General features: G+C 62.5%; 21 protein-coding genes. 9 read left to right on the top strand and 12 right to left on the bottom strand.

All coding sequences use genetic code 11. The features are described 5' to 3' along the window. Positions 1-28: 28 nt before the first annotated feature. The 4 genes from RLDS_RS51850 to RLDS_RS51835 form a co-directional block, all read right to left on the bottom strand. Entirely contained in the window at positions 29-847 is an 819-nt protein-coding gene (locus tag RLDS_RS51850) for an N-6 DNA methylase (RefSeq protein WP_021228353.1), read from the bottom strand. A 141-nt stretch (positions 848-988) separates the two neighbouring features. Beyond that, positions 989-1693: a hypothetical protein gene (locus tag RLDS_RS51845; protein WP_021228352.1), complete on the bottom strand. Its 705-nt coding sequence runs from the start codon at positions 1691-1693 to the stop codon at positions 989-991. A gap of 44 nt (positions 1694-1737) precedes the next feature. Beyond that, on the bottom strand, positions 1738-2400 hold the full coding sequence (locus tag RLDS_RS51840) for a hypothetical protein (protein ID WP_021228351.1): 663 nt from the start codon (positions 2398-2400) through the stop codon (positions 1738-1740). Then, positions 2393-2878, bottom strand: a complete 486-nt coding sequence (locus RLDS_RS51835) for a hypothetical protein (protein ID WP_021228350.1) — start codon at positions 2876-2878, stop codon at positions 2393-2395. The genes RLDS_RS51840 and RLDS_RS51835 overlap by 8 nt, the downstream gene beginning before the upstream one ends. 194 nt (positions 2879-3072) lie before the next feature. Here RLDS_RS51835 and RLDS_RS51830 point away from each other — a divergent pair, with 194 nt between their 5' ends. Then, positions 3073-4011 (top strand): MucR family transcriptional regulator, encoded by a 939-nt coding sequence (locus RLDS_RS51830; RefSeq protein ID WP_021228349.1) that lies wholly within the window; start codon positions 3073-3075, stop codon positions 4009-4011. Between the two features lie 67 nt (positions 4012-4078). Here the strand turns inward: RLDS_RS51830 and RLDS_RS51825 are convergent, their stop codons facing one another. After that, complete coding sequence (locus RLDS_RS51825; RefSeq protein ID WP_021228348.1) at positions 4079-8359, bottom strand: strawberry notch-like NTP hydrolase domain-containing protein; 4281 nt, start codon at positions 8357-8359, stop codon at positions 4079-4081. A gap of 223 nt (positions 8360-8582) precedes the next feature. Between RLDS_RS51825 and RLDS_RS51820 the strand changes: the two genes are divergently transcribed. Next, entirely contained in the window at positions 8583-8861 is a 279-nt protein-coding gene (locus tag RLDS_RS51820; protein WP_021228347.1) for a ribbon-helix-helix domain-containing protein, read from the top strand. A gap of 96 nt (positions 8862-8957) precedes the next feature. On the opposite strand, the gene RLDS_RS51815 is transcribed toward RLDS_RS51820, so the two are convergent. The 5 genes from RLDS_RS51815 to RLDS_RS55600 form a co-directional block, all read right to left on the bottom strand. Continuing rightward, the gene (locus tag RLDS_RS51815; protein WP_021228346.1) at positions 8958-11459 is read right to left on the bottom strand and encodes a S8 family peptidase; all 2502 of its coding nucleotides are present in this window, start codon (positions 11457-11459) and stop codon (positions 8958-8960) included. A 3-nt stretch (positions 11460-11462) separates the two neighbouring features. After that, on the bottom strand, positions 11463-12458 hold the full coding sequence (locus RLDS_RS51810; RefSeq protein ID WP_021228345.1) for an AAA family ATPase: 996 nt from the start codon (positions 12456-12458) through the stop codon (positions 11463-11465). Positions 12459-12789: 331 nt separating this feature from the next. Continuing rightward, entirely contained in the window at positions 12790-14832 is a 2043-nt protein-coding gene (locus RLDS_RS51805; protein WP_021228344.1) for a ParB/RepB/Spo0J family partition protein, read from the bottom strand. A gap of 172 nt (positions 14833-15004) precedes the next feature. After that, complete coding sequence (locus RLDS_RS51800; protein ID WP_021228343.1) at positions 15005-15934, bottom strand: DUF7146 domain-containing protein; 930 nt, start codon at positions 15932-15934, stop codon at positions 15005-15007. 130 nt (positions 15935-16064) lie between these two features. After that, the gene (locus tag RLDS_RS55600) at positions 16065-16400 is read right to left on the bottom strand and encodes a sigma factor-like helix-turn-helix DNA-binding protein (protein WP_152528140.1); all 336 of its coding nucleotides are present in this window, start codon (positions 16398-16400) and stop codon (positions 16065-16067) included. Between the two features lie 175 nt (positions 16401-16575). Between RLDS_RS55600 and RLDS_RS51795 the strand changes: the two genes are divergently transcribed. The 5 genes from RLDS_RS51795 to RLDS_RS51775 all read left to right on the top strand — a co-directional run bounded on the left by RLDS_RS51795 (position 16576) and on the right by RLDS_RS51775 (position 19626). Then, positions 16576-17331, top strand: coding sequence for a helix-turn-helix transcriptional regulator (locus tag RLDS_RS51795; RefSeq protein WP_021228342.1), 756 nt, complete (start codon positions 16576-16578; stop codon positions 17329-17331). A 78-nt stretch (positions 17332-17409) separates the two neighbouring features. Further along, entirely contained in the window at positions 17410-18036 is a 627-nt protein-coding gene (locus RLDS_RS51790; protein WP_021228341.1) for an acyl-homoserine-lactone synthase, read from the top strand. A gap of 12 nt (positions 18037-18048) precedes the next feature. Further along, a complete protein-coding gene (locus tag RLDS_RS51785; protein WP_021228340.1) occupies positions 18049-18963 on the top strand; it encodes a phytanoyl-CoA dioxygenase family protein in 915 nt (304 codons plus the stop codon). A gap of 6 nt (positions 18964-18969) precedes the next feature. Next, positions 18970-19311, top strand: a complete 342-nt coding sequence (locus tag RLDS_RS51780; RefSeq protein ID WP_021228339.1) for a helix-turn-helix domain-containing protein — start codon at positions 18970-18972, stop codon at positions 19309-19311. A gap of 81 nt (positions 19312-19392) precedes the next feature. Beyond that, positions 19393-19626 (top strand): DUF6429 family protein, encoded by a 234-nt coding sequence (locus RLDS_RS51775; protein ID WP_021228337.1) that lies wholly within the window; start codon positions 19393-19395, stop codon positions 19624-19626. Positions 19627-19832: 206 nt separating this feature from the next. Here the strand turns inward: RLDS_RS51775 and RLDS_RS51770 are convergent, their stop codons facing one another. Both RLDS_RS51770 and RLDS_RS51765 read right to left on the bottom strand, forming a co-directional pair. After that, a complete protein-coding gene (locus RLDS_RS51770; RefSeq protein WP_021228336.1) occupies positions 19833-20741 on the bottom strand; it encodes a hypothetical protein in 909 nt (302 codons plus the stop codon). After that, the gene (locus RLDS_RS51765; protein WP_021228335.1) at positions 20741-21826 is read right to left on the bottom strand and encodes a type IV toxin-antitoxin system AbiEi family antitoxin; all 1086 of its coding nucleotides are present in this window, start codon (positions 21824-21826) and stop codon (positions 20741-20743) included. Before RLDS_RS51765 ends, RLDS_RS51770 begins: the two co-directional genes overlap by 1 nt. A 367-nt stretch (positions 21827-22193) precedes the next feature. Between RLDS_RS51765 and istA the strand changes: the two genes are divergently transcribed. Both istA and istB read left to right on the top strand, forming a co-directional pair. Continuing rightward, the gene (gene istA / locus RLDS_RS51760) at positions 22194-23717 is read left to right on the top strand and encodes an IS21 family transposase (protein ID WP_009823850.1); all 1524 of its coding nucleotides are present in this window, start codon (positions 22194-22196) and stop codon (positions 23715-23717) included. Then, positions 23707-24513 carry an IS21-like element helper ATPase IstB gene (istB, locus tag RLDS_RS51755; protein WP_009821099.1) on the top strand — a complete coding sequence of 269 codons (807 nt, stop codon included), beginning with the start codon at positions 23707-23709 and terminating at the stop codon, positions 24511-24513. The genes istA and istB overlap by 11 nt, the downstream gene beginning before the upstream one ends. The last annotated feature ends 59 nt before the right edge of the window (positions 24514-24572 follow it).

Genomic DNA, 24572 nt, shown 5'->3' with positions numbered 1-24572 from the left:
GGTCTCCAGATATGTGAAATCGTGGGGTTCAGAAAAGGCTCAACTGTTGCGGCATGGCCGGCGGCGATGCTCGGGGCTCGCGCGACGGTGAAACTGCGTGATTCATCGGGGCCGGCGCAGGCGGCGCTTCGACAGCATGGACGAGCGTCTCACCGGCAGGCTCTTGGCGTCGTCGATGGGCGAGCCGGGCGTTCCATCCGCCCAGAATATGGGCCGGTGTGTACCAATGTTCGCTCGTTTCGCCCGATAGGGAGTTTCCAACCATGAGATGCGCCGGGATATGCAGCAGCGAGAGCTGGACATAAGCCATGTGGATCGCGCGCGGGTCGATATCGATCGCGGTGACATGAAGATGGCGCTGATAGTTTATACCAAGGTCGCGCATGGCCTCAGCAAGCGCGATCACCATCGCCCCCGCGCCGCAGGCCGGTTCCATGGCGGTCACGAAGCCATGGCCGCCGATGATCGCTTTGACGCTTTCGCAATCGCCGATGGTCACCTGGGCCATGAAGCGACTAAGGGTGTAAGGGGTGAAGAACTGGCCGCGCGCCTTGTTGTGCAGTTCAAGGTCGTGAAACAGCGCGCCCAGCACATCGCCCGGGCAGACCTCGAGAGCTTGCACCAGTTCGGCGAGGACTCGTGGAAACAGATCGATCACATCCGGCCGGTACTGCCCGACAATGTCGAGATAGCGCGCCTCGCGTGGCTCGCGCTGCCGCAGATCGACGCTGTTGGCCATTGCGAGTGCCATGGCCTCCATACAGTGGCCGAAAACGGTGTAGAGATCGTGGCGCGGCTGGCTGCGGCGGAGCAGCGTCGCCATCGCCTTGAGATAGGGCTCATGCATCGGAGCCTCCGGATCGGTGATTGGGGGGGCGCGTGGGCGTGGGCGGATGGCCCAACCGCAGCAGAATCTCTTGCGAGGCGCTTTTCGTGACCGCCCGGAATTTGCGCGGACTGAAGAGGGCAGGCGCGGATAAGGCCCTGCTCAGGCGGCGTTCAGGCGAATCCACTCGTACAGCAGGTGGTCATCCGGACCATATTCCGAGCCGATGGCGATCCGGATCAGACGGCCGTCACAGGCGAAGGCCGATGCTCGGGGGAAGCTGAGGTAGGAGCGTCCTTCAAGGATCAGGTCGCCGGAGCGCACCTTCGTGATTTCGCGGGTCGTGCCGAGCAGGCGATGACCGGCCGGTGCGTCGATCAGTTTCAACTGGTCGCCGGCTTTGATCCGCTTCTTGAAGGCCGCCAACGATATCACCGTATCGACCGGATTACGGCTACCGCTGCGCTTTGCCAACGCAGACCAATAGGCCTGGGCGATGCGGACTTCGCAGTAGAAGCTGCACGACCAGAAATCCTGCAATGGATTGGTCCGGGTCGAACCAAACCGTTCCATCTGATCGCGAACTTCAACGATGAAAGCGTTCTGCGCGTCGCGGCCGGTCAGGTCGGTTGGAGCATCGAGAATCTCCGCGATGACCTTGCGCCCGCCGGAAAATTTCTCCGTGCGGATCGCGAAGGTGGATTCGGCAAAATGCTGTGCCAAATGGCGCTCGATCCGGGAGGCAAGCGACGGCAACGCTTCTCCGGCGCGATAGAGGTCGCCTTCATAGTGGAAGTTGCCGCGGTCGTCATGTTCGGTCTGGCTATACAGGCGCGCGGATGCGCACGGCGCGGTGGCGTCGGTCATGATATTGTCCTTCTGGTTTGAGAGGATTTTGTAGTGTGAGCCGGTCAGGCCGGCGGAGGCACCGTCAGGGCATCGGCGCTATCGCCTGCTTCAATCCGGGCGAGTGTCCAGTCGAGATAACCAAGGCGCGTGTCGCCATTCAGGACCTCGGCAATCCAGTCGACTGAAGGATGGTCGGGGTCGTCGATCCATGGATCGGGCGGGTCTCGCACTGGCGCGATGGCGAATATGGCCAGTCGTCGCGCCAGCTGCTGCTGCGTGGTCTCGAACTCGACATGATCGGCGAATATCGCGCACCACCCTCCCCCGAAGCTGTCGCGAAGGGGACGTGAGCAGCTGTAGCTCCAGTCGAAACCGACGGGTTTGACCTTCAAACTCTCCTGGCAACAATGGCGGATGAGTTCGGCGATCGGGCCTGGCTGGAAGTCCGTGGTGCCGTAGATCGAGACGACACAGTCGACGCTGCCCTCAATTTCGATCTCCGCGCCGAAATCGGGAAAGGCGGGATCATCGAAGAGCCCGAGCAGGCCGTTGAACGGATTGCCGAGGTCCGTCGGCATGAAGGCGGCGAGAAACTCCGCGCTCGGTTCACCCGGCGTGAAGTTACCCAGCAGGTCGGCAGCATGCTGCCACGCCTCCTCGATCAGCGCACTTTCGGCTGCCGTGCAAGTGAAAGCGAAGGATCCCTGGACATGATGCTCAGCCATGGAGAATCTCCGAAATAGCCGGATCGCCCGGATCGTCGTCGGCAAGGATCAACGGGGGCGGATTCATGCGCGCAAGCCGGTATTCCGCTTCGATCGCCTCGACACTTCCCAGTTCCCTGATGCGTTCAATTGGGAAGACTTGCTCGTCCTCCTCGGTTGTCAGAACCAGTTGTGGCTCGCCATGGCCAAGGTAAATAACCCGAACAGACGGAAAACTGCCGGGATAGCCGCCGGACCAGCGAACATAGTGGAGGCCATGACGGCGACAGACATCTTCGATCTCTTCGAAACGACCATCGGCGACGTCATGATCCATCAGCGCGAGTGGCGTATCGGAGGGTAGATCTTCAGGGCTGAACGGCGTGCCATCCCAATCGATAGCGGGATTATCGTTGCCTATAGCCTTGATGAGTTGAGGATATGTGGAGCGGGCAAGCACGCCGCCAATCATGATGTGGGCGGATACGTGGTCGGCCATGGTTCGCCTTTCATGGAAACAAGACCTTCAATCGGTCCTGATCTTCCCCTCTTCCTCCCCTTCTCATTTTCGGTCCCATGCGCGCGATGCACAGGGTGCTTGCATGAGCAGCGCTTTCCCGCTTAGCTGTTGCCCCCAACTTCTTCCCCACAATCACCGCCATCTTCATGGCCTTCCAATTCAGGGAGTTTTAAGTGGCCGACACCGAACAGCCCGATTCCACCGCCATGACGGTGCAGTTATTGAGCGCCTATTTCTCGAACAATCAGGTGCCGGCGGCCGACATTGCCGGGATCATCGAAGCGACCCGCGACGCGCTGGAACGAAAAGCCACGGTGGAGACGCCGGCAGCGCCCGAATATGTTCCGGCTGTGTCGATCCGCAAAAGCCTGGGTTCGCGTGAGCACATCATCAGCATGCTCGACGGCAAGCCCTACAAGACGCTGAAGCGGCATCTTGCGACCAACGGGCTGACACCGGAGGAATACCGCGAACGCTATAATCTTCCCAAGGATTATCCGATGATCGCGCCGGCCTATTCGGAGCATCGACGTGCCGTCGCGCAGCAGCTCGGGCTTGGACGGCGTATTGGCGCACAGTCGGCGGCTGAAGCGCCCGCAGTCGAAGCAGCGCCTGTGGCCGAGACAGAAGCGGCAGGGGCTTCGGCGACTGTGCCGGAGGTTGCACCGGTGACCGAGGCGGCCCCTGTCCCTGAGAAAAAGTCCCGGCGTGTTCGTGTCAGGGCTGCTCTTGCCGATCTGGGCGATGCGGCCGGGACCGCTGCATCTGAACCGACGCCGGAGCCGGTAGCTGCGCCTGCACAGCCCGAAGGCGCCGCTGCAGCAAAGCCGGCAGGCAAGAAAACAGCTCCCAAGAAATCCGCTGTGAAGAAGGCGCCGGCCAAGGCGAAGACGAAGGTTGCGGCGAAAGCCCCGACGCCGGCGCCCGCAGAGGAAGTTGCGGCCGCGCCGCCAGCGGCGGAAGCTGCAAAGCCGGCGGCCAGAAAGAAGGCCACAACGAAAGCCGCAGCCGTGAAGGCCGCTCCAGCCGCGAAGCCGAAAGCGCCTCGGCGGCGTGCCGCGGCGGCCAAGCAGGATGCGAGCGAGGCGGAGGTGCCCGCACCGGCGGAATGACGATCTTCGGCGAAGTGCGGCGGAAGCGCGCCGCACTTCGCCTGCCCGGTGCGTTACCGAGCCGAGATCAGCGGCGCTCGGCGATAATCCTGGCAAGGATGTCCCGCGCCCGTTCAGGCGGCAGGAACAATCTGGTCTTGAATTGCACGACCTCGCTGAATGCGCCGCATGCTTTCAGCCAGGTACGATCTTCGGGGCGATAGTCCCGGATCTCGAGACGGGGACTGTCGTTGACATGAACCCGTGCGAGCCTTGCAGTTCCGAGTCCGGGGATCGAAACGCCGGTCCCAACACGCGCGCCGGCGATGATTTCGTCAGGACCAAGGGCGATGCCGCCATCGAGCCCGAACTCCCTTTCGAGCCGTTCGAGGGCGGCAGGATGGATGATACGCCCGAGGATGGATGTGCCGGCGCCATCGTCGATCCGCCACACCCGCACATCATCCTCGGGCAGCTTGTTCCAGACGGGCAATAGCAGGCCGGTGGCGAGGGTGATCGTCTCGACCAGAAGATTTTTGCCCGCTTCAGCGGCCTCCTGTTCCCAGAGGTGCTGGAATGTGTCGCGCTCGATCTCGTTCCAGTGGCTGGCCGCCAGGGCTGCGACTTCCATGCGGGACTGCCCCGTGGGGCGCAGAAGATAGCATCGCTCGATCCAGTTGCCCTCTTCATCCTGCCCCGGCCATGTCGGCACGCGCAGTGCCACGCGGCCGGAGCGGGCATTGCGAAGCCAGGCGATATCGTCCGCATCCTTGCATTCGAGCTGGAGCATGGCCCAGCTGGTGATCGGAGGCCGCCGGTGCAGTTCCAGGCGCAATAGCCTCGTCTCGGCCCCGGTCACGGGATCGGTTCGCAAGAGTTGATCGGACAGCAGGTCCATGCGGTCGGCGCGGATGGTCTCGATGCCCAGGTCCAGTGTGCCTGCCGTGCGCGCTGCTTCGACGCGATCCTCGACCAGTCCCAGAAACTCCTCGAATATGCTGTTCTGGGTGGCGATCCGCAGCGCCAGGATGCGGTTGAGCCAGCGATGGATAGGAGGCAGGCGCTCGAGCAGTTCCCCGCCCTCGTCGCACAGCTCAAGTCCCGTCATCGCCTGAAAGGCGTCGAGCGAGACGCTGCGCAGCTTGCCCTCGTAGAGAAGATGGAACCACTGCGTGAGTGCGTCGCGAGCATAGTCCGATTCCAGATTGTCGGACGGATCGAAGAGGTTCTGCGATCCAGTCTGGCGCTGCCCCCTGGTCAAGGCGCCCAAGGCTTCGAGACCCCGGATGATGGTGCTGAGGAAGCGGCGCTCGCCGCGGCAATCGGTGGTGAGCGGGCGATAGACAGGCGCGGTCATCTGATTGGTGCGATGACTGCGCCCGAAGCCCTGTACGGCCGAGAGGATGCGGAAGCCCAGCTCGAGAAGGAAATGCGCGCGCCGGCGGTGGGCGGTCGGGCAGTTCCGGTCGGAATGCATGGACCGGCCGGTGCTGCCCGCGAGCGAAAAGGCGGCGATCGGCTTGCTTCCGTTCTGGAATGCCTGGACTTCGAGAACATTGGCGCGGGCGCCGCGCCTCTCGATTTTCTGTTTCCCGGTGACATCGGTCACGATGCGCCGCGAGCGTCCGGTGATCTCGGCGACGCGATCGGTTCCGAAATGCGCGATAAGGGCGTCCAGTGCAGTCGGAATCGCCGGAAGCGCGCACAGATCCTCGATCAGTGCGTCTCGAGCCGCAATCGCCTGTCTGCACAGCACCGGATTGCCTTCGGCATCGGTCATCGGTTCGGCGCGCACGGCGCCATCGTCTGCCCGGAAGACCCGCATCTGGCGTATGGGAAAGGCATTTTTCAAATAGTCGATAAGCGTCTCTTTGGGCGAGACCTGAACATCCAGCATGGGCCGCTCCTCGGCGGTCAGTTCGGAGAGCCACCGGTCCATGATGGCTTCACCCGTGCTCGCAAGCTGTACCAGCACAGCGTTGTCCGACGCCAGTTCCTGTTCGATCGCCCGGATGAGCGAGGGAATTTTCAGGCTCACGAGAAGGCTCGAAAAGAACCTTAGCTTGGCCGACTCGAAGGAACTGAGCGCCGATCCGCGGGCCCGGGCGTTCTGCGTCTTGCCCGATATCCGGTCGACGATGCCGATCTCGGCCAGCACTTCGCGAAGCCCGCGATGAATGATGCTCCAGCTATCCGCATAGGCGTCGTAGATCGCGATCTGGTCGGGCGTCAGCACATGTTCGAGCGGCTCATATTCGACGCCCGCGAAGCTCAGTGCCCTGGCGGTGTAGAGGCCCATCGCCTTGAGGTCGCGGCAAACGACCTCAAGTGCCGCAATGCCACCCTCCTCCATCGCCTTCATGAACATGTCGCGCGTGGTAAAGGCCGTGCCCGGTCCCCAGAGGCCAAGGCGAACGGCATAGGAGAGGTTTTCGGGCTTCGCCGCGCCGGTGGCCGACATATAGAGAATGCGGGCCCGGGGCAGGGCATTTTGCAACCGGACGCCTGCCAGCCCCTGTTCCGACCCTTGAGCCTTCTCGAAATCGGTTTCCGTTCCGCCGGCATGGGCCATGGCGTGGGACTCGTCGAAGACGATCACACCGGCAAAGTGCTCGCCGGTCCAGTCCAGCAATTGCTGCAGGCGCGATGCCGTGTCATGGCGGGCGGACCGCAGGGCGGCATAGGTCAGGAAGACGATGCCGCTTTCCATCGTGATCGGTTTGCCGAGAGGGAAATTCGCGATCGGCTGGATATCGATGGCGAGGCCGCCCAGTGCCGTCCAGTCGCGGCGCGCGTCCTCGATCAGGTCTGCCATGGAAATCCAGATCGCGCGGCGATTGCCGCAGTTCCACTGGTCGAGAATGATGCCTGCCGCCTCGCGGCCCTTGCCGACGCCGGTGCCGTCGGCGATGAAAAAGCCCGTGCGATAGTGGTGACCGTCCCTGTCCTCGATCAGGCGATCGCCGGCGAGATTGGCCGAGAAGCGACCGGCAAGATCCCGCTCATGGGCGTCGCCCGCATAGATGATGGTTTCGAGCTGCGCCTCCGACAGCGCCTTGATCGCGCGGTCCTGGAGCATTGGCTGATAGCTGGGCGCCGGAAGCGACACAGAAGCCATGGCGATGGATTCGACCAGGTCGTCGGGATGCCGGGAAGCATCCTCGATGGCGATCCGCGCGAGGCGCCAGGCGGAGTAAATGCCGATGGTCTCGCCAGGCGCAAGCGGCGCCCGGTGCGCGGTATAGATAATCGGTCGCGCCTCATCCGCCGTGGCCGCGATCCGCGAGGGTGGCGTAAGCCGTTGGCCGTTCATGCGCGCGAAGAGCATGGCGGGCGCTTGGGCGGCAGGGACAAGGGAACGGGGTGCAGCGACGGCCGGTAGCGGGGCAAGCGGCGGCGGCTCGAGAGGATCGAGCCGATCGGGCATGGCAAGCACGAGGCGCAGCGCCGCTTCGATGTCACCGGCGACGTGGCGCTCGGGTGTGCCGGTCCATCCCTTGTCGAAGACCAGCAACCGCACATCGACCCCCGTGCCATGCTTGGCGTAGGGACTGCCCGATATGGTGAGTTCGGCGCGGGGCGGCACCAGTTCGGCGACGGCATTATAGCCAAGCGCCGCGGCCCCTTCAGGCGAGAAGCTGGTGGGCATGATGGCGACGCATCGCCCGCCGGGGGCGAGGCACGCCAATGCGGCGCGCAGGTGGCGCGCGCCGGCATGACGGTCGATCCCGCGCCCGGTGCTGCGGCTGAAGGGCGGGTTAATCAGCACCAGCGTCGGCTGCTGCTCGCTGGTCAACAGATCCTGGATATGTTCGCCGTCATGGCGGGTAACAGGCTGACCAAGATTTCGGGACAGGAGGTCGGCGCGCGCCGGATCATGTTCATTGAGAATCAGGTGCGCGCCTGCCCGCAGGCCATGGACGGCCAGCATGCCGGTGCCGGCCGAGGGTTCGAGCAGGATATCGTCCGGTCGGCAGCGCGCCGCCATGGCCACGAGCCAGGCCAGGGTGATCGGCGTGCTGAACTGCTGGAGATCGACCTGCTTTTCCGAGCGGTAGGTCTGGGTTGGCAAGCCGCGCTCGAACTGCCGCAGGCGTTCGAATATGTCGGCGGGCGTGCCGCCAAGGAGCGAGCCTTGTGGATCGGCGAGGAGGAGGACCTGGGCGGTTTCCAATGCGTCATAGGCATCGCGCATCGACCAGAGCCCGCCGGCATCGTCGTCGCCGAAAACCACGGTCATCAACCGCTTGAGGCCCCGGCGACTGACGGCGGTGCCATTGCACAGGCGGTGGGAAAGAGAGCGGGCGACCTCGGACAGACATGTGGTGCTGTCATGGGTCTGCGACAGGGCGAGTTGGGGCAAGTTCATGGGCACCTCTTGGGACAACAGGACAATCCTGCTGTCTCCTTCCCGCTCTCCTCCATTGGGGTGCTCGGATTTGGGCGGTCGATACTGCGCGGATGATTGGACCGTGTCCAAGGGGAACCGCGCAGTTCTTCAGGCGCTGACTGCCATCCCCGGGCCTGCCTCGCTGCCAAGTTTGAAGGATGGTGCAAATGGGATTAAATCAGATCCACAAGGAGTGCTATCCATGCAGACAACCCAACAGTTCAGCGTGACGCTGCCGAACGACATGGCGGCGCCAGTGTGCGCCAAGGTAGCGTCGGGCGAATATGCCAGCGAGAGCGAAGTCATTCGCGATGGGCTGCGCGCGCTTGATGCACGGGACCGGGCCGTGAATCGATGGCTGCGCAACGAGGTCGTCCCTGCCTATGATGCCTATCAGGCCGATCCCTCGCGCGGAATTCCGCTCGACGACGTGCGCGCCGGGCTAGCCGAACGGCACAAGCGGGTGACCAAGCGCAACTGAAGGTGGCCCATTCCATCATCGTCACGCCGGAAGCGCGTGACCATGTTGATGCCATCTGCGACTATATCGCCGCTGCCGCGTCGCCAGCGCAGCGCTTTAGCCTTCGATCTTGACGTCGATCAGCGTCGGAATGGCCGCTTCGATCGGAGTGTAGAGATCGACTTCCGCCTCCGGCGTCTCAAGACTGACGACGAGGGCGTAGCGCGCTCTGTCGTTGAAGCGCTTGAGGCCGGTTCGCTCCCGCCACCAGCCGGTGATCGGGTGGATATAGAGCATGTTTCGGGCGGCCAGTTCGACGGCCGGGCCTTCCCAAATATCGACGTGCAGCGATCCGGCCGAGATGGTGCGCTCGCCGAACAGCCAACCATCATTATTCTCGCTGACCGGCCGCGGGTCATTTTCCTCACGCCCTTCGGCGTTGTTCCTGCGCAGGAAGTTCGCGGTGGTCTCGCGTGACCGCTTCAAGTCGAACCGCAGGCCGAAGGATTGATAGCGCGCCGGGTCGATCGCCGTGGCGAAGCTGGGATTGGGCTCGATGAAATAGGAGAGCGTCACCTTCAGCCGCACGCGCAGATTGTCGAGGTCTTCGAGAATCTGGCGTGGCCAGGGCAGCGGATAGACATGGGCCTCGTTGAAGCGGATGCCTGACGACTCCTTGCGGAAGGGCTGAATCTCCCTTTGCGCGACAAGGGCGAGATCGTCGATCGCGGAGGCGCGCGCGCGGGCGAGATCGGGAAGGCCATATCCATAGCGGCGAAGACAATCCGCCTTGTCGCGCTTGGCGGCGCAGGCCGTGATGGCATCGGTCATCAGCGGCGTCCAGCGCGCGCTATGGACCATCAGCGCGCGGATGGTCTCGGGCCAATAGTCGGGGTGATCCGCCGCGATCTGCGCGGCTAGGCGCGCCGCCTGCGCCGTGGCGGCGCTGGTAGCCCAAAAGCTGTCGAGCGGACGCTGACCGACATCGCGCGCGGTGGTGAGAAGCGAAAGGGAGTCGAGGCCGGCAATCGCTTCGGTTTTGGCGGGGCTGATCGCCCGGTTGCCCGCCTCGAATACGAGGTCGGGCTTGAACGGCGATTGACCGGCGCGCCAGAGATAGGAGGTGCGGCTGTAGGGGCTTCCGGCGCCGACCGCCGCCATCGGCGACCAGTCCTCATAGCCGGCCTCCGCGATCTGGCTCTTTTCGGTGTAGCCGCCGATCGCCAGCGCGTTCCACGCCTGACAAGGATCTTCCGCCGGAAAGGCGTCGGCGTCGGTGATCTCCGCCGGATCGGCGTGGTCGGGGACGTTGCCCGCCGCGAGGACGATGAGCCGCTTGGGCGACGGGTTTTCCTGATCCTCGGATTCGGCGCCGGCCGCAGCCTGGTCGATGGCGGCGCTCCATGCGGTCGCCTCGGCGCCGCTGCGTCCGCCATTGGTAACGGCCATGCAGAACAGGCGCGCGCGGTCGGGGTTCTGGATTTCGGCGCGTGCGATGGCGCCTTGGGTGATCGGACCGTAAGCGTGCGGGTCGTTCGCGGGAAACCCTGCGGGCGGCAGGATTTTGACCGATTCCAGTCGGTGGGTCAGGCGTCGCTGTTCCTGATCGGCCAAGGGCGCCACGAGGTCGCCGTGCAGAGCCAATCCCGCCATGCCGGTGCCGTGGCCGGAGCCGGGCGCATGATCGTCGCCGCCCCAGGCGGGATCGACACTCAACAGGTCTTCAACCGCCAGGGCGGGTTCGATCAGCGGATGGGCACGATTGACGCCGGTATCGAGGAGGCAGATGGCCGGCGCCTCGCGGCCGGGCCAGATCGTCCGTTCGGCAAGGTCTTCGATGAACGCGCGCGCCTCGTCGCGCAGGTCATGGGTGAAAACATGGGGATTGTCGCTGGCACGCCGCAGCTCGGCGATGCCGCCCGTGGCGAACAGTAACAACTCGATCGCGGCGCGGCGACCATAGACCGGAACGACGATGGTTTCGGGAAAGCGCAGGAAGGTGTCGGCCTCGCCGACATGGAGCCCAAGCTGGGCGGCGGCTTCGAGAACGCGGTCAACCCGGTCGCGGAAGCACCACAGCGACCACCACATTTCCGCCTGGGGGTCCTCGGGCAATGCGGCGGGATCGTCCCGCCAGAAGGTGCGGATGCGCGCCTCGCGGATATGCTCGATCGCCTCGACGCGGGTTTTCCCTTTGGGCGAGCCGGTGCGTTCGTTGAGCGGCCCGAACGTGTAATCCTGGAACACCGCTTCGAGCGCGTCGCGCATGTCGTCGGGCACGAACAAGGCGATCCGGCGCGCGCCTTGTTCGGTGAACGTCACGGCGCCTTGCCGCGTTTTCTCCCGCGTGCGTTCGAGCGTGGTCGGGCCGGCTTGCGGCGACAGCTCCACTTCAAGGAAAGTGCCGTCCGGCGGTGGAAGGGGCGGCGCCCCATCCCGCATCTGCCGGGCCTGCTCGGCGTGCTGAAAAGCCGAAGCGAGTTCGGCGATCAAGCGCTGGCCGTGGTCCTCGCGGATGCGGATGAGCGGGCGCTGCCGGGCATTGCTGCCCGGCGACTTGAAAGCAACGCTGTGAGCCAGTCCCGAAATGTCGAGATGCGGTCGGTCGTGTTGCGCCACAGGTCAGTGTTTCGCGGAGAACGCGGTGCGCATCGCCTGGCGCTCGGCGAGGCGAGCGGTGATGTCGGGCGTGGTTATCTGGTCGCACTGGTCGAGGATCGCGGCCTTGACGGCTTCGTCGGCCGCGCGCGCGATCTCGGCCTGGCTGAGGCCGCGCGCCGCCTTCTCGATGGTGGACCACGCCAATCGGGGATATTTGAGCGGCTTGAGGTTGGCCTTGACCACCGCCCGCACCTGTTCGGCGGAGGGCAGCTCGAACTCTATCACGTCGTCGAAGCGGCGCAGCAAAGCGCGATCGAGCAACTCGGGATGATTGGTCGCCGCCACGAGCGGGCTATCGGTGGCGCTCTTTTCCTCCATGAATTGGAGGAAGCTGTTGAGGACGCGGCGCATCTCGGCAACGTCGTTGGAGGCGGTGCGATGCCCGCCTACGGCATCGAACTCGTCGAACAGATAGACGGCGCGGCGGCGGAGGGTTTCGTCGAACACGAGCCGCAGCTTGGCGGCGGTCTCACCCATGAAGCGGGTGATGAGCGCCTCCAGCCTTATGATGAAGAGTGGCAGCTTCAACTCGCCGGCCAGCGCTTCGGCGGTCATGGTTTTGCCTGATCCCGGCGGGCCGACGAAAAGGAGACGCCGGTTGGGCGCCTTGCCATGTTCGCGCAGCCAATCCCGTCGCCGCTGCTGGAGGATAGCATTGCCAAGCCGCTCCGACACGGCGGCCGGCAGGATCACGTCGGCTAGCGTCACCGTCGATTCACGAAGGTCGAGGAGACCTTCGAGATCACCGCGCGGGCGGGCGAAAGCGATCGGAATGGATGGGCTGACGCCACGCGCGGCGCGTGCGGTATCGACCGCCGCGCGCAAGTCGTTAGCGGTGTCCCGGCGACCCTGCCGCGCCTCGGCGGCGGCCACCTGCAAAGCGATCGAGTAGAACTGCTCGTCGTCGCCTTCGGCTCGACTGCGCAGCATTGCCAATATCTGCTTGGCGTTAGACATTGAATCTACTCGATTTCTTTCGCACGCAATTTTCCCCCTTCGTTCCTGATTCGATAACGCAAATGCCAAGGGAAATGAAGAACAAGCTGTTGCGGGACGCGATATTTGCAGCCCAGTCGGGTCGATTTGCTCGGCGAAGGGTTGGGCGTATAGGCTCCATCGTCGAGGAGCAATAGTCGTCGGCATAATCATAAATTCGCGCGAAAAGGGGACAAGTTTCATGTTGCTCTCGTTGGAGGTGGGTCCCAAATGGCGCGATTTCGGCTTCTTGCCGCGTAACGTTCAACTTCGAAGCCAGGGGGACGGGCCGTAGCCCATCCCCCGGTCCCGATCAGGCAGCCTGGGAGATCTGATCGTCGTTGTCGGCGTCGACGATCTCATTCGGTGATGCATCACGATCATCGCTCGATGCGCCCTGTTCACCAGCGATTTCGGCAGGGCCAAAGCGCATGGCTTCCGGAAGCCATGCAAGCGCCCGTTCCTTGATCTCGGGCTCGATGATGACGTCGCCTCCGAAAAGCCGCTCGGCCGAAGCCGAAAGATCGTGCTTCTTGGAACCGGCATAGCGCGATTGCAGCTCCAGTCCACCGACCTCCTGGAACAGGCTCAGAATGGCAGGTTTGGTCAGCTTGTCGAAGTAGGTGAGTGCGGTCGGCCGCCACCAGGCCGCGACATCGATCTCGAGTTTCGTTCCGACGTGATCGAGGAAGCTTGCCTCGCGGCGGCCGATCGGGACGGCCTGCAGCGTGCGCGCGATGGCCCAGCCGAGCCAGGCTGCGCGCGCCTCATCGGGGAGAGCGGAGAAGGCGTCATAGCGATCCGCGATGGCCTGGTGATTGACCCAGCTTCGATCGAGCGCCTCATCGAGCTTCTTCCATTCCGCCACAGCGGCCGTTTCCGGCTTGAAGTCTGCGAGGAGGCGGGCGGGAGCCGAGGCGCGCAGATCGCTCGGAATGTCGGAGGACGAGAAACGACATTCGCGATCGACCATGATGAAGGTGCCCAGATCCAGCGCGAATGCGGGATTGCTGGCGACATGGACCGCGAGCAATTCGGTCTTCATCATCGCGAGCATTTCACGCAGGCGCTGGCTCATCACCGGGGCGCTGTTTCGCGCTTCGTCCTCGCCGGCTTCTTCGGCGAGGATTTCGCCGACGGTTTCGCCATCATCGAGGCTTTCATCCTCGTCACCTTCCTCCTCTTCGTCGGTGGCGACGGGCGCGATGAATAGTTCCTGGTGAATATGGGGCTGGCCGTCCGGCCCGATCACGAGATAAGCCAGCGCGTTCGCCTTCTGCTCGGCATCGACGACGGGTTCGCGTTCGACGATAGCCGACAACTCGGTCTGGAGGGCAGTGTAGCGGTTCTGGTCCTCCTCGTCCGGCTCGCAGCCTTCATCCTCGAGTTCGGCTTCCAGTTCGGCCAGTTCCTCCTCGATTTCGAGCTTGCGCTGTTCCTGCTCCTCGCTGAGCGCAGGCGCCTCGACAGGCAGCGGCGTCAGGGCGTAGGTGTCCATATAGGGGACGCGGGTGTTGGCGACGGGACGGACTTCGGCAAAGCCTTCCCGTTCGCGCAGCATGTCCGCTTCGGCTGCGAGTTTCATCATTGCAAGCTCGTCGACGATATGGGTGTCGATCCAGCGTTCGTCGTCCGCGTCCGAATAGAGGTCAGCGTCCTCGATCCGCCCGCCCGCAGCCGCATAGGCATCGCGACCGACCAGCAGCACGCGGGGATCGTTGCCCCGATAGCTATAGTCCTTAATGCGGCGGCGGATTTCACTGACGGAATGGCCGCAGTAGCTATCCGAGAGCATGTCCCAGATCGCTTTCTGGCGCGCGCTGTCAGCCGTCGTGCAATAGGCCTTGGCGACATCGAGCGTGATCTCGCCATTCTCGAGTGCCTCGAAGATCGGCTCAGCTAGGTTGGCGAGACGCAGGCGGCCCATCACGAAGCGTTCGGTGAGCCCGAACCGCTTGGCGACGTCGGCCGCCGTCTTGCCTTCCACCTCGATGATATCCCTGAAGGCGCGGCATTCGTCGCCCGGCCCCATCGGAAGCCGCTCGAAATTTTCAACGAGACTGACCTCGCGGCCATTCTTGGCGTTGTCGAGGACCAGGACAGGGATTGCATGATCGACCGGCAGGCTGCCCTTTTCGATCAGGCGATGCACGGCATCGAGGCGGCGACCGCCGGCGGTAATCCGGTAGTGGCCCTTCTTGCGCGAAACCGGCACGCCGACCAGATTCTGGATGAGACCGTGGGCAAGGATGCTGGCTTCCAGTTCCGCGTCGGCGTCCGCGTCGCTGCGGGTCCGGACATTGACGGGTGACTTGGTGAGATTGGCAGCGGGTACGGGAATGGGAGTCTGGGACATGGGTTTCTCCATTGGTGCGGCTCGCTCATCGAACCGCCCATCCCCTCTCCCTTCCCTCTTGCTGCGCCGGGCCGGGGCGGCACGAGACAGGATTGCAGGCGACATGGATTGTCAGCGATGGAAGCGCCCTTGCGCTCGTGGCAGCGCACAGATTTCCGCATTGGAGTGATCGTCACGCCGCGCGCGGCATGTTCTCGAGCACATCTGCCCAGTCATTATGAGGAACGGGGGGCCATGGGCTGAACACCTCCAGACCCGTATGCTGATGGGCTAGACGGATCTGGCGGTTCGCTTTCCATCCCGCCGCATCCCTGTCGAAGAGCAGCACCAGGCGTTCCAGTCGGCTTGGCAGCAGGACATGCGCAGCGCGTTCGGCGCCGAGCGTTGCCCAGACCGGGATTCGATGAAGGCGCATCGCCGCGAGCGCCGTTTCGATCCCTTCGGCAAGGCCAAGAATAGTGGTCGCAGGGGCCAGTTGCACGGCGCCGCGGCCGGGGCGTCCGAGCATCATCCGCGGGTCGGTCAGATCATTGGCTTTCAAGGCCGCTACGGGATCGAGAAAGGTTCGATGGATGGCAACGATCCGATGGTCCTCGCGGACTGCGGCGATGAGCGCAGGTCGAAAGACGGCCGCCCTCCCTCGCCCCAATGGCGTGCGCGGGTTGTAGCGAAGGTCGCGCCAGGGCGGCGTGAGGAAACGGCCAGCGAGATAGGCCTCGGCAGGGGTGCCGGCTATCGGATTGGAGACATCCCAGACCCGCAGCGCCGGCCCCGATCCGATTTGAAAGGGGCGGTGCCCGATCGATGAGATCGGGGTGCCTCGCTCGGGCAAGTCCAGGTGAAGGCGGCGGATAGCCCGTAAGACGGCGATCGTGTCGCAGCCTGCGAAGCATTTGAACAGCAGGGCAGAGTCGCCGACGCGGACGGAGAGGCTTGGGTCATGATCGTCATGGGCGGGGCAGAGACAAAGCCCCTGTCCACCGCGCCATCTGCCGCCCAGACGTTTGACTAGATTTGCACCCGCAGCCTCGACTACCTGCAACCGGAGCGAGTCGGCACATAGGGCGTCGCGGCGATGTTGGTCAGGCTTGACATTGCTCATGCCATCATATCCCTGAATGGCCGGCGATGAAGTTCGCGGGGGAATCGAGGTGCAGTGGAGTGGGGATCAGACCTGGCTATGATTTGACGATAGCGCTGGAGATGCCGGCCAGCTTGCGAGCGCAAACCGTTCAAGACATGCGCTCCTCTCCAAAGCGGTGTATTGCGCGCAGCAGGTGTCGGCGCACCGTTTCCGGGGATAGATCAAGCCGAATCGCGATATCGTCGACCGGGCATTTCTCGATGAAATAGAGTTCGAGTATCCGTCGGCCAGGTTCCGGTTCGGAGCGGATGATGCGTCGCAGGCATCGTGTATCTTCGCGCAACTCTTTTGCGGATCGGTGCCTGTTTCGCATGCGCGAAAGCATCGCGGAAACAGCTTGAACCATTTTGGCGGGAATCCGGGGAGGCATGGCGAAGCTCGCGATGTTGTTGAAATCCGGGCGTAAGCCCGCCTCTCGCCTCACTCTCCCCTTCCCACGGACGACCAATATGTGCGCGTGAAATGAGGGTTGTTACCTTGTTGAAGTAACAACTAAATTTTTGCTTTGCAGCATTTTTGATAGGTTTCGGGGCCGACGGCTCTGGAGCGGCGGCCGGCGGACAAGGCTTTTTCGCAGCCCGCTCCAGAAGGAGCCAGTCATGCTACATTCCCAGGAATATCAGTCGATCATTGAGGCATTTTACGAAGCAAAGGATAACCAGGAAATACAGGGTGTTCTTGAACATCTTACCTATTTCCTGGGTTTCCGGCATTTCGCGATTGGCCATCATGTCGACCTTCTTAGTCCACCATCCACGTCCTTCGGCATCTCGAACTATACCCCTGGCTGGCTCAGCGAAGTCTTCCATGAGGGTTACTATATGGATGACCCCATCCATTTCCTGTGCAACGGTCGAAATACGGGGTTTATCTGGCCCGATCCTCATTTGTTGAACCGCTTGAATGAGCGGCACCGCCATATCCTCGAACGAGGCGCACTGCGCAATTTTCGGGCCGGCTATACGATCCCCGTCCATCTTCCCGGTGAATATTCAGGGAGCTGCACCTTCGCCACGCCCTTGTCGGGGGATATCTCCCGCGAGGTTCTGCCTGCCGCCTTCTACGCCGCCTCTCATGCGTTCGAGGCAATGCGGCGGCAGGCACGCATGGCCGCGGGATTGAGCGTTGCCTGCCCTCCGGAGATCACTCCACGACAACGGGAAATCGTGTTGCTGTTGGGCCAAGGCAAGAGCTACGCGGAAATGGGAGATATCCTCGGAATTTCCAGGAATACGGCCCATCAGCATTGTAAGACCGTGTTTCGCTCATACGGCAACATCCAGCGGTGCAATCTGATCGCCCGGGTGCTGTTCGACGGTCTCGCGAGCTTCCCGGAGATGCTCCGCAAGCACTAGCAATACCCAGTTCCGGTTATGGAAGTCTGTTGTTGATCGCACCGATGATGCCCTTTCCACCAATGAAGGAGCATCATCATGATCGAGATTTTCGAAGGCGCGGAATGGGGCGAAGGCTCTCCCGTGCTGAACGGCATGTATCGTGACCGGAAAAGGATATTCGTCGATCTGCTGGGTTGGGACGTGCCGGTCGTCGACAGCGTCTATGAAGTAGACCAGTTCGACGACGAGCATGCGATCTACGTCGTCGCGACCAATGAGCGCGGCGAGCATGACGGCTCGATCCGTCTGCTTCCGAGCGTTCGCCCGCATGTCCTGGGCAATATCTTCCCCGAACTGTGCGATGGCCCGATCCCATCTGGCGAACATATCTTCGAGCTCAGCCGCGCCTGCCTTTCGCCGCGCAACCGCGCGGCGCGGAGACTGCAGGTTCGCAATGCGGTCACGACGGCCGTGGTCGAGTTTGCGCTGCTTCGGGGCATTCGCCGTTTCACGTGCATCGCGGATTCAGGATGGCTGAGCCAGATCCTGTCGCTCGGATGGGACTGTCGGCCGCTGGGCCTGCCCAGGGAGATCGCGGGCCTGAGTACCGGCGCTCTCGTGATCGAGATCGACGGCGACACGCCCGACAAGTTGCGGACTGCAGGCACTTATGTGCCGATGCGCATCGTCCACGCCCACGCTGACGGCCGCGCCGCAGCCTGACGGAGACATCCCATGACCATCATTGCTCTTGACCGGCTGGTGCCGGATACAAAGTCGTGCTGCGAGCGCCTCGAGGCGGAAGGCTATTGCATCATCCGCAACGCCGTTCCGTCCAGCCTGGTCGACAGGCTGGCATGCGATCTCGAACAGGATTTCGCAGCGACCCCGCATTCGGTGGGGCCGTTCTATGGCGAGACGACCCGGCGTTTCCACGGTCTCCTGCGGCGATCACGCCACATGGGGCGCTTTGCGCTCGACCCGCTTGTGGTGGCGGTCGTCGAGAGGTTCCTCCAGACCTGGTGCGACACGATCCAGCTCAACCTGACGCAGGCGATCGAGATCGAACCAGGCGGCGTGGCACAGCCCCCGCATCGCGATCAGGACATGTGGCCCGTCCACACTGCCGGCGTCGAATATATGATCAACGTGATGTGGCCCTTCTCCGCGTACCGGGCGGAAAATGGTGCGACGTTGATCTGGCCCGGCAGTCACCGACGGCAAGACGAGATCGTGATGCCCGCCGAAGATGCGATCGCAGCAGAGATGGATCCCGGCGATGCGCTGATATTCCTTGGGTCCACCCTGCATGCGGGCGGCGCCAACAAGTCGGCCAGTTCCCGCCGCGGCATGATCATCAGCTACAGTCTCGGTTGGCTCAAACCCTATGAACTGCCGTGGCTAGCCTATCCGCCCGAGATTGCGCGATCCCTGCCGCGGTCTCTCATGACGCTCGCCGGATATCAGGCGCATCGACCGAATCTCGGAACCCATGAAGGGCGATGCCCATCCCTGCTGCTCAATGCCATAGGCGATGGAGCGCAGGGCGCGATCGATGTTCTTCGCCCCGAGCAGGAACGGCTGATCGCGGATTATCGTGCGGGCCGGATCCTGCCAGGTTTGGGCGGTTCGCCGGCCGAAGATGGATGAGCCGAGATGGTCCGCCGCCGCATCTGCAATGCCCTGGTCGAACAACCCGGCTTCACCGAAAGTGAACTGGGCCTCGGTCGACGCCAGTGGCCGGTATGGATGATGTTTCTCGATCTTTACATGATCGAGCAGAAGGACATGGAGGAGGTGTTCAGACAATTTGCACGTCTCTCGGGCCTGTCTGAAACGACAGGCTTTCGCAGGACAGTCGAAATGGTTGAGGCCGGAATGCTCGACCGGATTCCACACCCTGACGATCATCGGCGCAGCTTCATCCGCTTGTCGGCGCGGACAAGGGCAGGGATAGACAAGGTGATGGATGATCTCGCGAAATTGCTGTTTCCGTGATAAGCGAGATCATCTTGATGGAGGCAGGGCATGATCCGGGGCTATGCGACAGCTTCTGGATCGATATAGGGTCGGCCTGGGATGAGTGACGATATCGACACGGGCCGGATCGACGCGGCAGTGCTCGCGCTGTTGTGGTACAATTTGCGCGGTACAGGGATGGCCTGGAAAGGCTTTGACTGGGATGCGATGGAACGGCTCCATCAGCGCGGGTTCATCACCAATCCGGTCGGCAAGGCCCGCTCCGTCGAACTGACGGCAGAGGGACGGGAAGAAGCCGGACGCCTTTTTGATGAGCTGTTCGCCCGCCGCTAAAGCTGCGTCATTTGCCGGCGGAAGTTGGGGTAATGGAACGTCCCGGCACCGCCTGTTTGTTGGGCTGCTCCTACCAGCGCCACACCGCTGAGGAGCTAGCTATTACTTGGCAAATGCTATGGTCCGGCGACGCCTACACAGCCCGTTCCCAAAGGGGGCCGGCGGGAGAAAATCGAGGACTTAATCGCGCAGACGCTGGCGGCTCGTCAGTTCAACCATGGACCGAGGAATGCGGCCATGACATCGGCGGCGCGCCTTTGGCGGAGAAGCCGGGCATTGCGAAGTTCCTCGTCGACATCGACATCGGCATCGTCGTCCTCGAACCGGGAGACGGCAACGGGTCCATCGCGCAGATAGCTCTCGTCGGCATTGGGATCGCGGAAGCGGGCAGTAAGTCGAGCAATCGCCTCGTGGATGACGTCAGCGTGCTTGCCTTCGAGTGCCTGGTGGAATGCTTTGTGGACGGCCTCTAACCCGCCGTCATAATGTTCGATGCAATAGACAAGATCATGCGCGTCCTTGCGCTCATGACGCTGGTCGTAAGCGAATGCCTTCAGGCAGGTGAAGCTGACGATGTCGGCATAGCGGATGGTCTCGGTGGCCCGGCCGCCGCCGTTCAGCAGATCCGCCGTTATCTCGACCCGTTCGTGCAGATCGAACACCATCGACGCATGCGGGATGTTGATGGCGGTGACATTGCCTTCGGTCGGCAGTTCCTGAACCTTGCCGCCACCCAGTTCCGGGGAGTCCGCCAGGAATTCGAGAATCATCCTGGCGCCGCCATCGATCTCGGTCTGCCAACGCCAGGACTGCTTGGCACCTTTGTCGTTCTCGGCGCGCTCGAATTTCATCGCCTTCAGATTCTCTTCGAGCGTGCTGTAGGCGTCGGTGTTCGTGAGGATGCCGACATCGACGACAATGTCGACATCGCCGGTCCCGGCGTGGGCCGGCACCTTGGGCGGGCGGGCGGTGACCAGGTATCGGGGCGCCAATCCCCCGACCAGGAAGACCGAATCCTTCCATGGGCCGAGACCGCGCAGCAAGGTCACCAGCACGCGTTCGCATGCCTCGGTTACGGCGGTGCCGTAGCCGCCGATCGTCTGGGGCTTGGTCATTACGCGTCGAGCCTTTCCGACCGCAGGTGCGCGGCCATCTCACGAGAGCGGCCGGAGCCTTGCAGCAAGTCGAGATAGACTTGCAGCGGCGAAGCGAGCCGCACGTCCTGGATGCTTTCTGCCACGGTGACATCGCCCCGGGCGCGGGTCTCGATAAGCCCGAGGTTCCAGCCTTCGCTGACGGCGCGCGCATTCAATCGTTCCAGGGCTTCTTCCTGCCGGCGCCCCGGTTCGATCCGGCATTTCACCTGTGAGATGCTCGACAGGTAAGGCGCATAGAGCTGGGCGGCCGCTTCGGCCGTCACGGCATAGCCCGCATCGGCATCGCGGCAAGCCCGATCCAACTGCTGGGCGAGTTCAAGCGCGTTGCTGCCAGGAACATAGTAGCGTGCGAGTTTCGGCGGCTTCTGGTCGGCGACGTAGCTGGACCATGCGTCGATCAGCGCCTTGGCTGAGCGCAGGCGCCGCAATTTGGAGGGGCCAGCGCCCTCGACGTCGACCCATTCACGTCGCTCCAGTTCAGTCAGAGTCGCTGAGACGGTAGCCGGTGACACTTCGGTCGATTCCGCCAGCTCCTTGACGCTGAGCCATTCGGATCGGCGATCAAATATGGCCTGGACGACCCGCGCTTTCTGCCCGTGGAACAGGGAACCAAAGCTCTTGGCATTCTTCTTCGGGACGGGGCGATCGACATAAACGAAGGCATGGCGGGCGGGGATGTAGAGCGATCCACCAAGGTCGTAGAAACCAACCCGCTCTTCTCGCAGAATGTCACGCGCGCCAGGGGAGATGGCACGCGCGATAAAGAAAGGCAGGATTTCGCGATTGGCCGGCATGTGCGCGAGATGGTTGCGCAACTGCCAGACGGTTTCGCGGACATCGCGCGGAAAGGCCTCGCGTTTCGTTTCGACCAGGAGCTGGACCGCCTGCCCGCCGATCTGGGCGTCAACCAGCGCATCGACCCGCCCACGCGGTCCGATCGCAACCTCGAGCCCATCGATTTCGGCATGGCCATCTGGTAGCATCCCGATCGCACCGATCAGGCCGTCCAGCAGCTCGCGTTCTTCAGCCTCATATTTCAACATATTTTATGCCCAGTGAATATGGCTGATTTATCGAATATTTGACAATCTGTCCATATCTACTGATCAGGAAATTTAGGGCGTGTGCGATACGCGTTGCCGTGCTGGCGACGGTACCAAACCCGCTGATGCCTTGATCGACGGCCGATGAGATGAACCGCCTTTCAGTTCCAAAGGGGATTCAGCCGCGTGGTGTTCGATGCACCGGCTGTCAAATAGCTCTTGCCTCCGCACAGTTCCCATGCACAAATGCCTGTGTGTTGATTTCCACTGAGAAGTGACCCGGGTAGGGCGTAAATTTCCACTGAGAATTGACCCATGTTGAACTCGTCCCTGGCTTTGACAAGCGAGGGTATATGGAGTGTTGGACATGGCGTTATTGAGCGTTATCCGGCGCTGGCATTTTCGCGATCATCTACCGATCCGGGAGATAGCGCGGCGCACCGGACTATCACGCAACACGATCCGCAAATATTTGCGGTCCGAGACGATCGATCCGCGGTTCAAGGTGCCTGATCGACCAAGCAAACTGGACCCATTTGCTGAGCATCTGGCGGCCTGGCTGCGGCGCGATATGGGCCGATCGCGCAAGCAGAAGCGCACGATCAAGCAGTTTCACGCCGATTTGGTGAGCCTGGGTTATGAAGGATCCTACAACCGGGTTGCCGCTTTTGCTCGGGACTGGCGCGAAGATTATCGGCGCCAGCAACAGATTGGCGGGCGTGGGACATTCGTGCCCCTGTCGTTCGCGCCGGGGGAAGCTTTCCAGTTTGATTGGAGTGAGGACTGGGCAATCATCGCCGGGGTTCGGACCAAGCTGCAGGTCGCGCATTTCAAGCTCAGTTACAGCCGGGCATTCATCGTGCGCGCCTACCTGCTGCAAACCCATGAGATGCTGTTCGACGCCCATAATCACGCCTTCCGCGTGCTGGGCGGCGTGCCGCGCCGGGGTATCTATGACAATATGCGCACGGCCGTCGACAAGGTCGGGCGTGGCAAGGAACGCACCGTCAACGCACGCTTCCTGACGATGGTCAGCCACTATCTGTTCGAAGCTGAGTTCTGTAACCCGGCTGCGGGATGGGAAAAGGGGCAGGTCGAGAAGAATGTCCAGGATGCGCGGCACCGTCTGTGGCAACCCACGCCGCAGGTCGAAAGCCTTGATGCGCTGAACCTGTGGCTGGAGGAGCGCTGCAAGGCGTTATGGGAGGACATCCCTCACGGGATCGAACCCGGATCGGTTGCCAATGCCTGGGCCGATGAATCTGAGTGTCTGATGGTTGCGGGCAGGCCCTTCGATGGTTTTGTGGAATATCGCAAACGGGTATCGCCGACGTGCCTCATCCACTTTGAGCGCAATCGCTACAGCGTACCGGCCTCTTTCGCCAATCGCACTGTCAGCCTGCGCGTCTATCCTGATCGCTTCCAGGTCGTCGCCGAGGGGCAGCCAATCTGCGCACATCAGCGCATCATCAACCGCTCTCACGACGGTCCAGGTCATACGGTTTATGACTGGCGCCATTATCTGGCGGTCGTGCAGCGCAAGCCCGGCGCCCTGCGCAACGGTGCGCCCTTCCTTGAGCTACCCGATGCGTTCCAGCGTCTGCAGCGACATCTGTTGCGCAATCCCGGCGGCGACAGGGAAATGGTCGAAATACTGGCGCTGGTTCTTCATCATGATGAGCAACTGGTGCTGACGGCGGTCACCATGGCGCTGGAGGCTGGCGTTCCGACCAAGACCCATATCCTCAATCTGCTCTATAGGCTGGTCGACGGAAAACCGATCTCCACGCCGCCGGTGACGGCGCCCCAGGCGCTCAAGCTGGTCAGCGAACCGATGGCCAATGTCGAACGCTATGATGATCTGCGCAAGGAGAAGCGTCATGCGTCATGACCCTGCCAGCGGCGCCATCGTCGTCATGCTCCGCAGCCTCAAGATGCATGGCATGGCGCAGGCCGTCACCGATCTCATGGAACAGGGATCTCCAGCGTTCGAAGCCGCCATCCCGATCCTCTCCCAGTTACTCAAAGCCGAGACAGCAGAACGGGAGGTTCGGTCTGTGGCCTATCAGCTCAAGATCGCGCGCTTCCCTGTCTATCGCGATCTGGCCGGCTTCGACTTTACCAGTAGCGAGGTCAATGAAGCTCTGGTGCGTCAGTTGCATCGCTGCGACTTCATCGACATCGCCGACAATATCGTGCTGGTCGGCGGTCCTGGCACCGGCAAGAGCCATGTGGCAACGGCGCTGGGCATCCAGGCCATCGAACATCATCGAAAGCGCGTCCGCTTCTTCTCGACGGTCGAACTGGTCAATGCGCTCGAGCAGGAAAAAGCACAGGGCAAGGCCGGTCAGATCGCCAATCGCCTCCTGCACTCCGATCTCGTTATCCTGGATGAGCTTGGATATCTGCCGTTCAGTGCTTCAGGTGGCGCGCTGCTCTTCCACCTGCTGAGCAAACTCTACGAGCGCACCAGCGTCATCATCACCACAAACCTGAGCTTCAGCGAATGGGCCACCGTGTTCGGCGACGCCAAAATGACCACGGCGCTCCTCGATCGGCTTACCCATCACTGCCACATCCTGGAGACCGGCAACGATAGCTTCCGCTTCAAAAACAGCTCTGCCAAGCAGGCCAGAACCCAAAAGAGAAAACCACGGGTTGACCCACCCGTGACACCCGAAACATAATCCGCAGACGGGTCACTTCTCGATGGAAAACCCGGGTCACTTCTCAGTGGAAATCAACA

Source organism: Sphingobium lactosutens DS20, assembly GCF_000445105.1.
In the GTDB taxonomy this organism is placed as follows: domain Bacteria; phylum Pseudomonadota; class Alphaproteobacteria; order Sphingomonadales; family Sphingomonadaceae; genus Sphingobium; species Sphingobium lactosutens.
The sequence above is the reverse complement of the archived record's forward strand: the minus strand, read 5'-3'. Positions and strand labels throughout refer to the sequence as shown.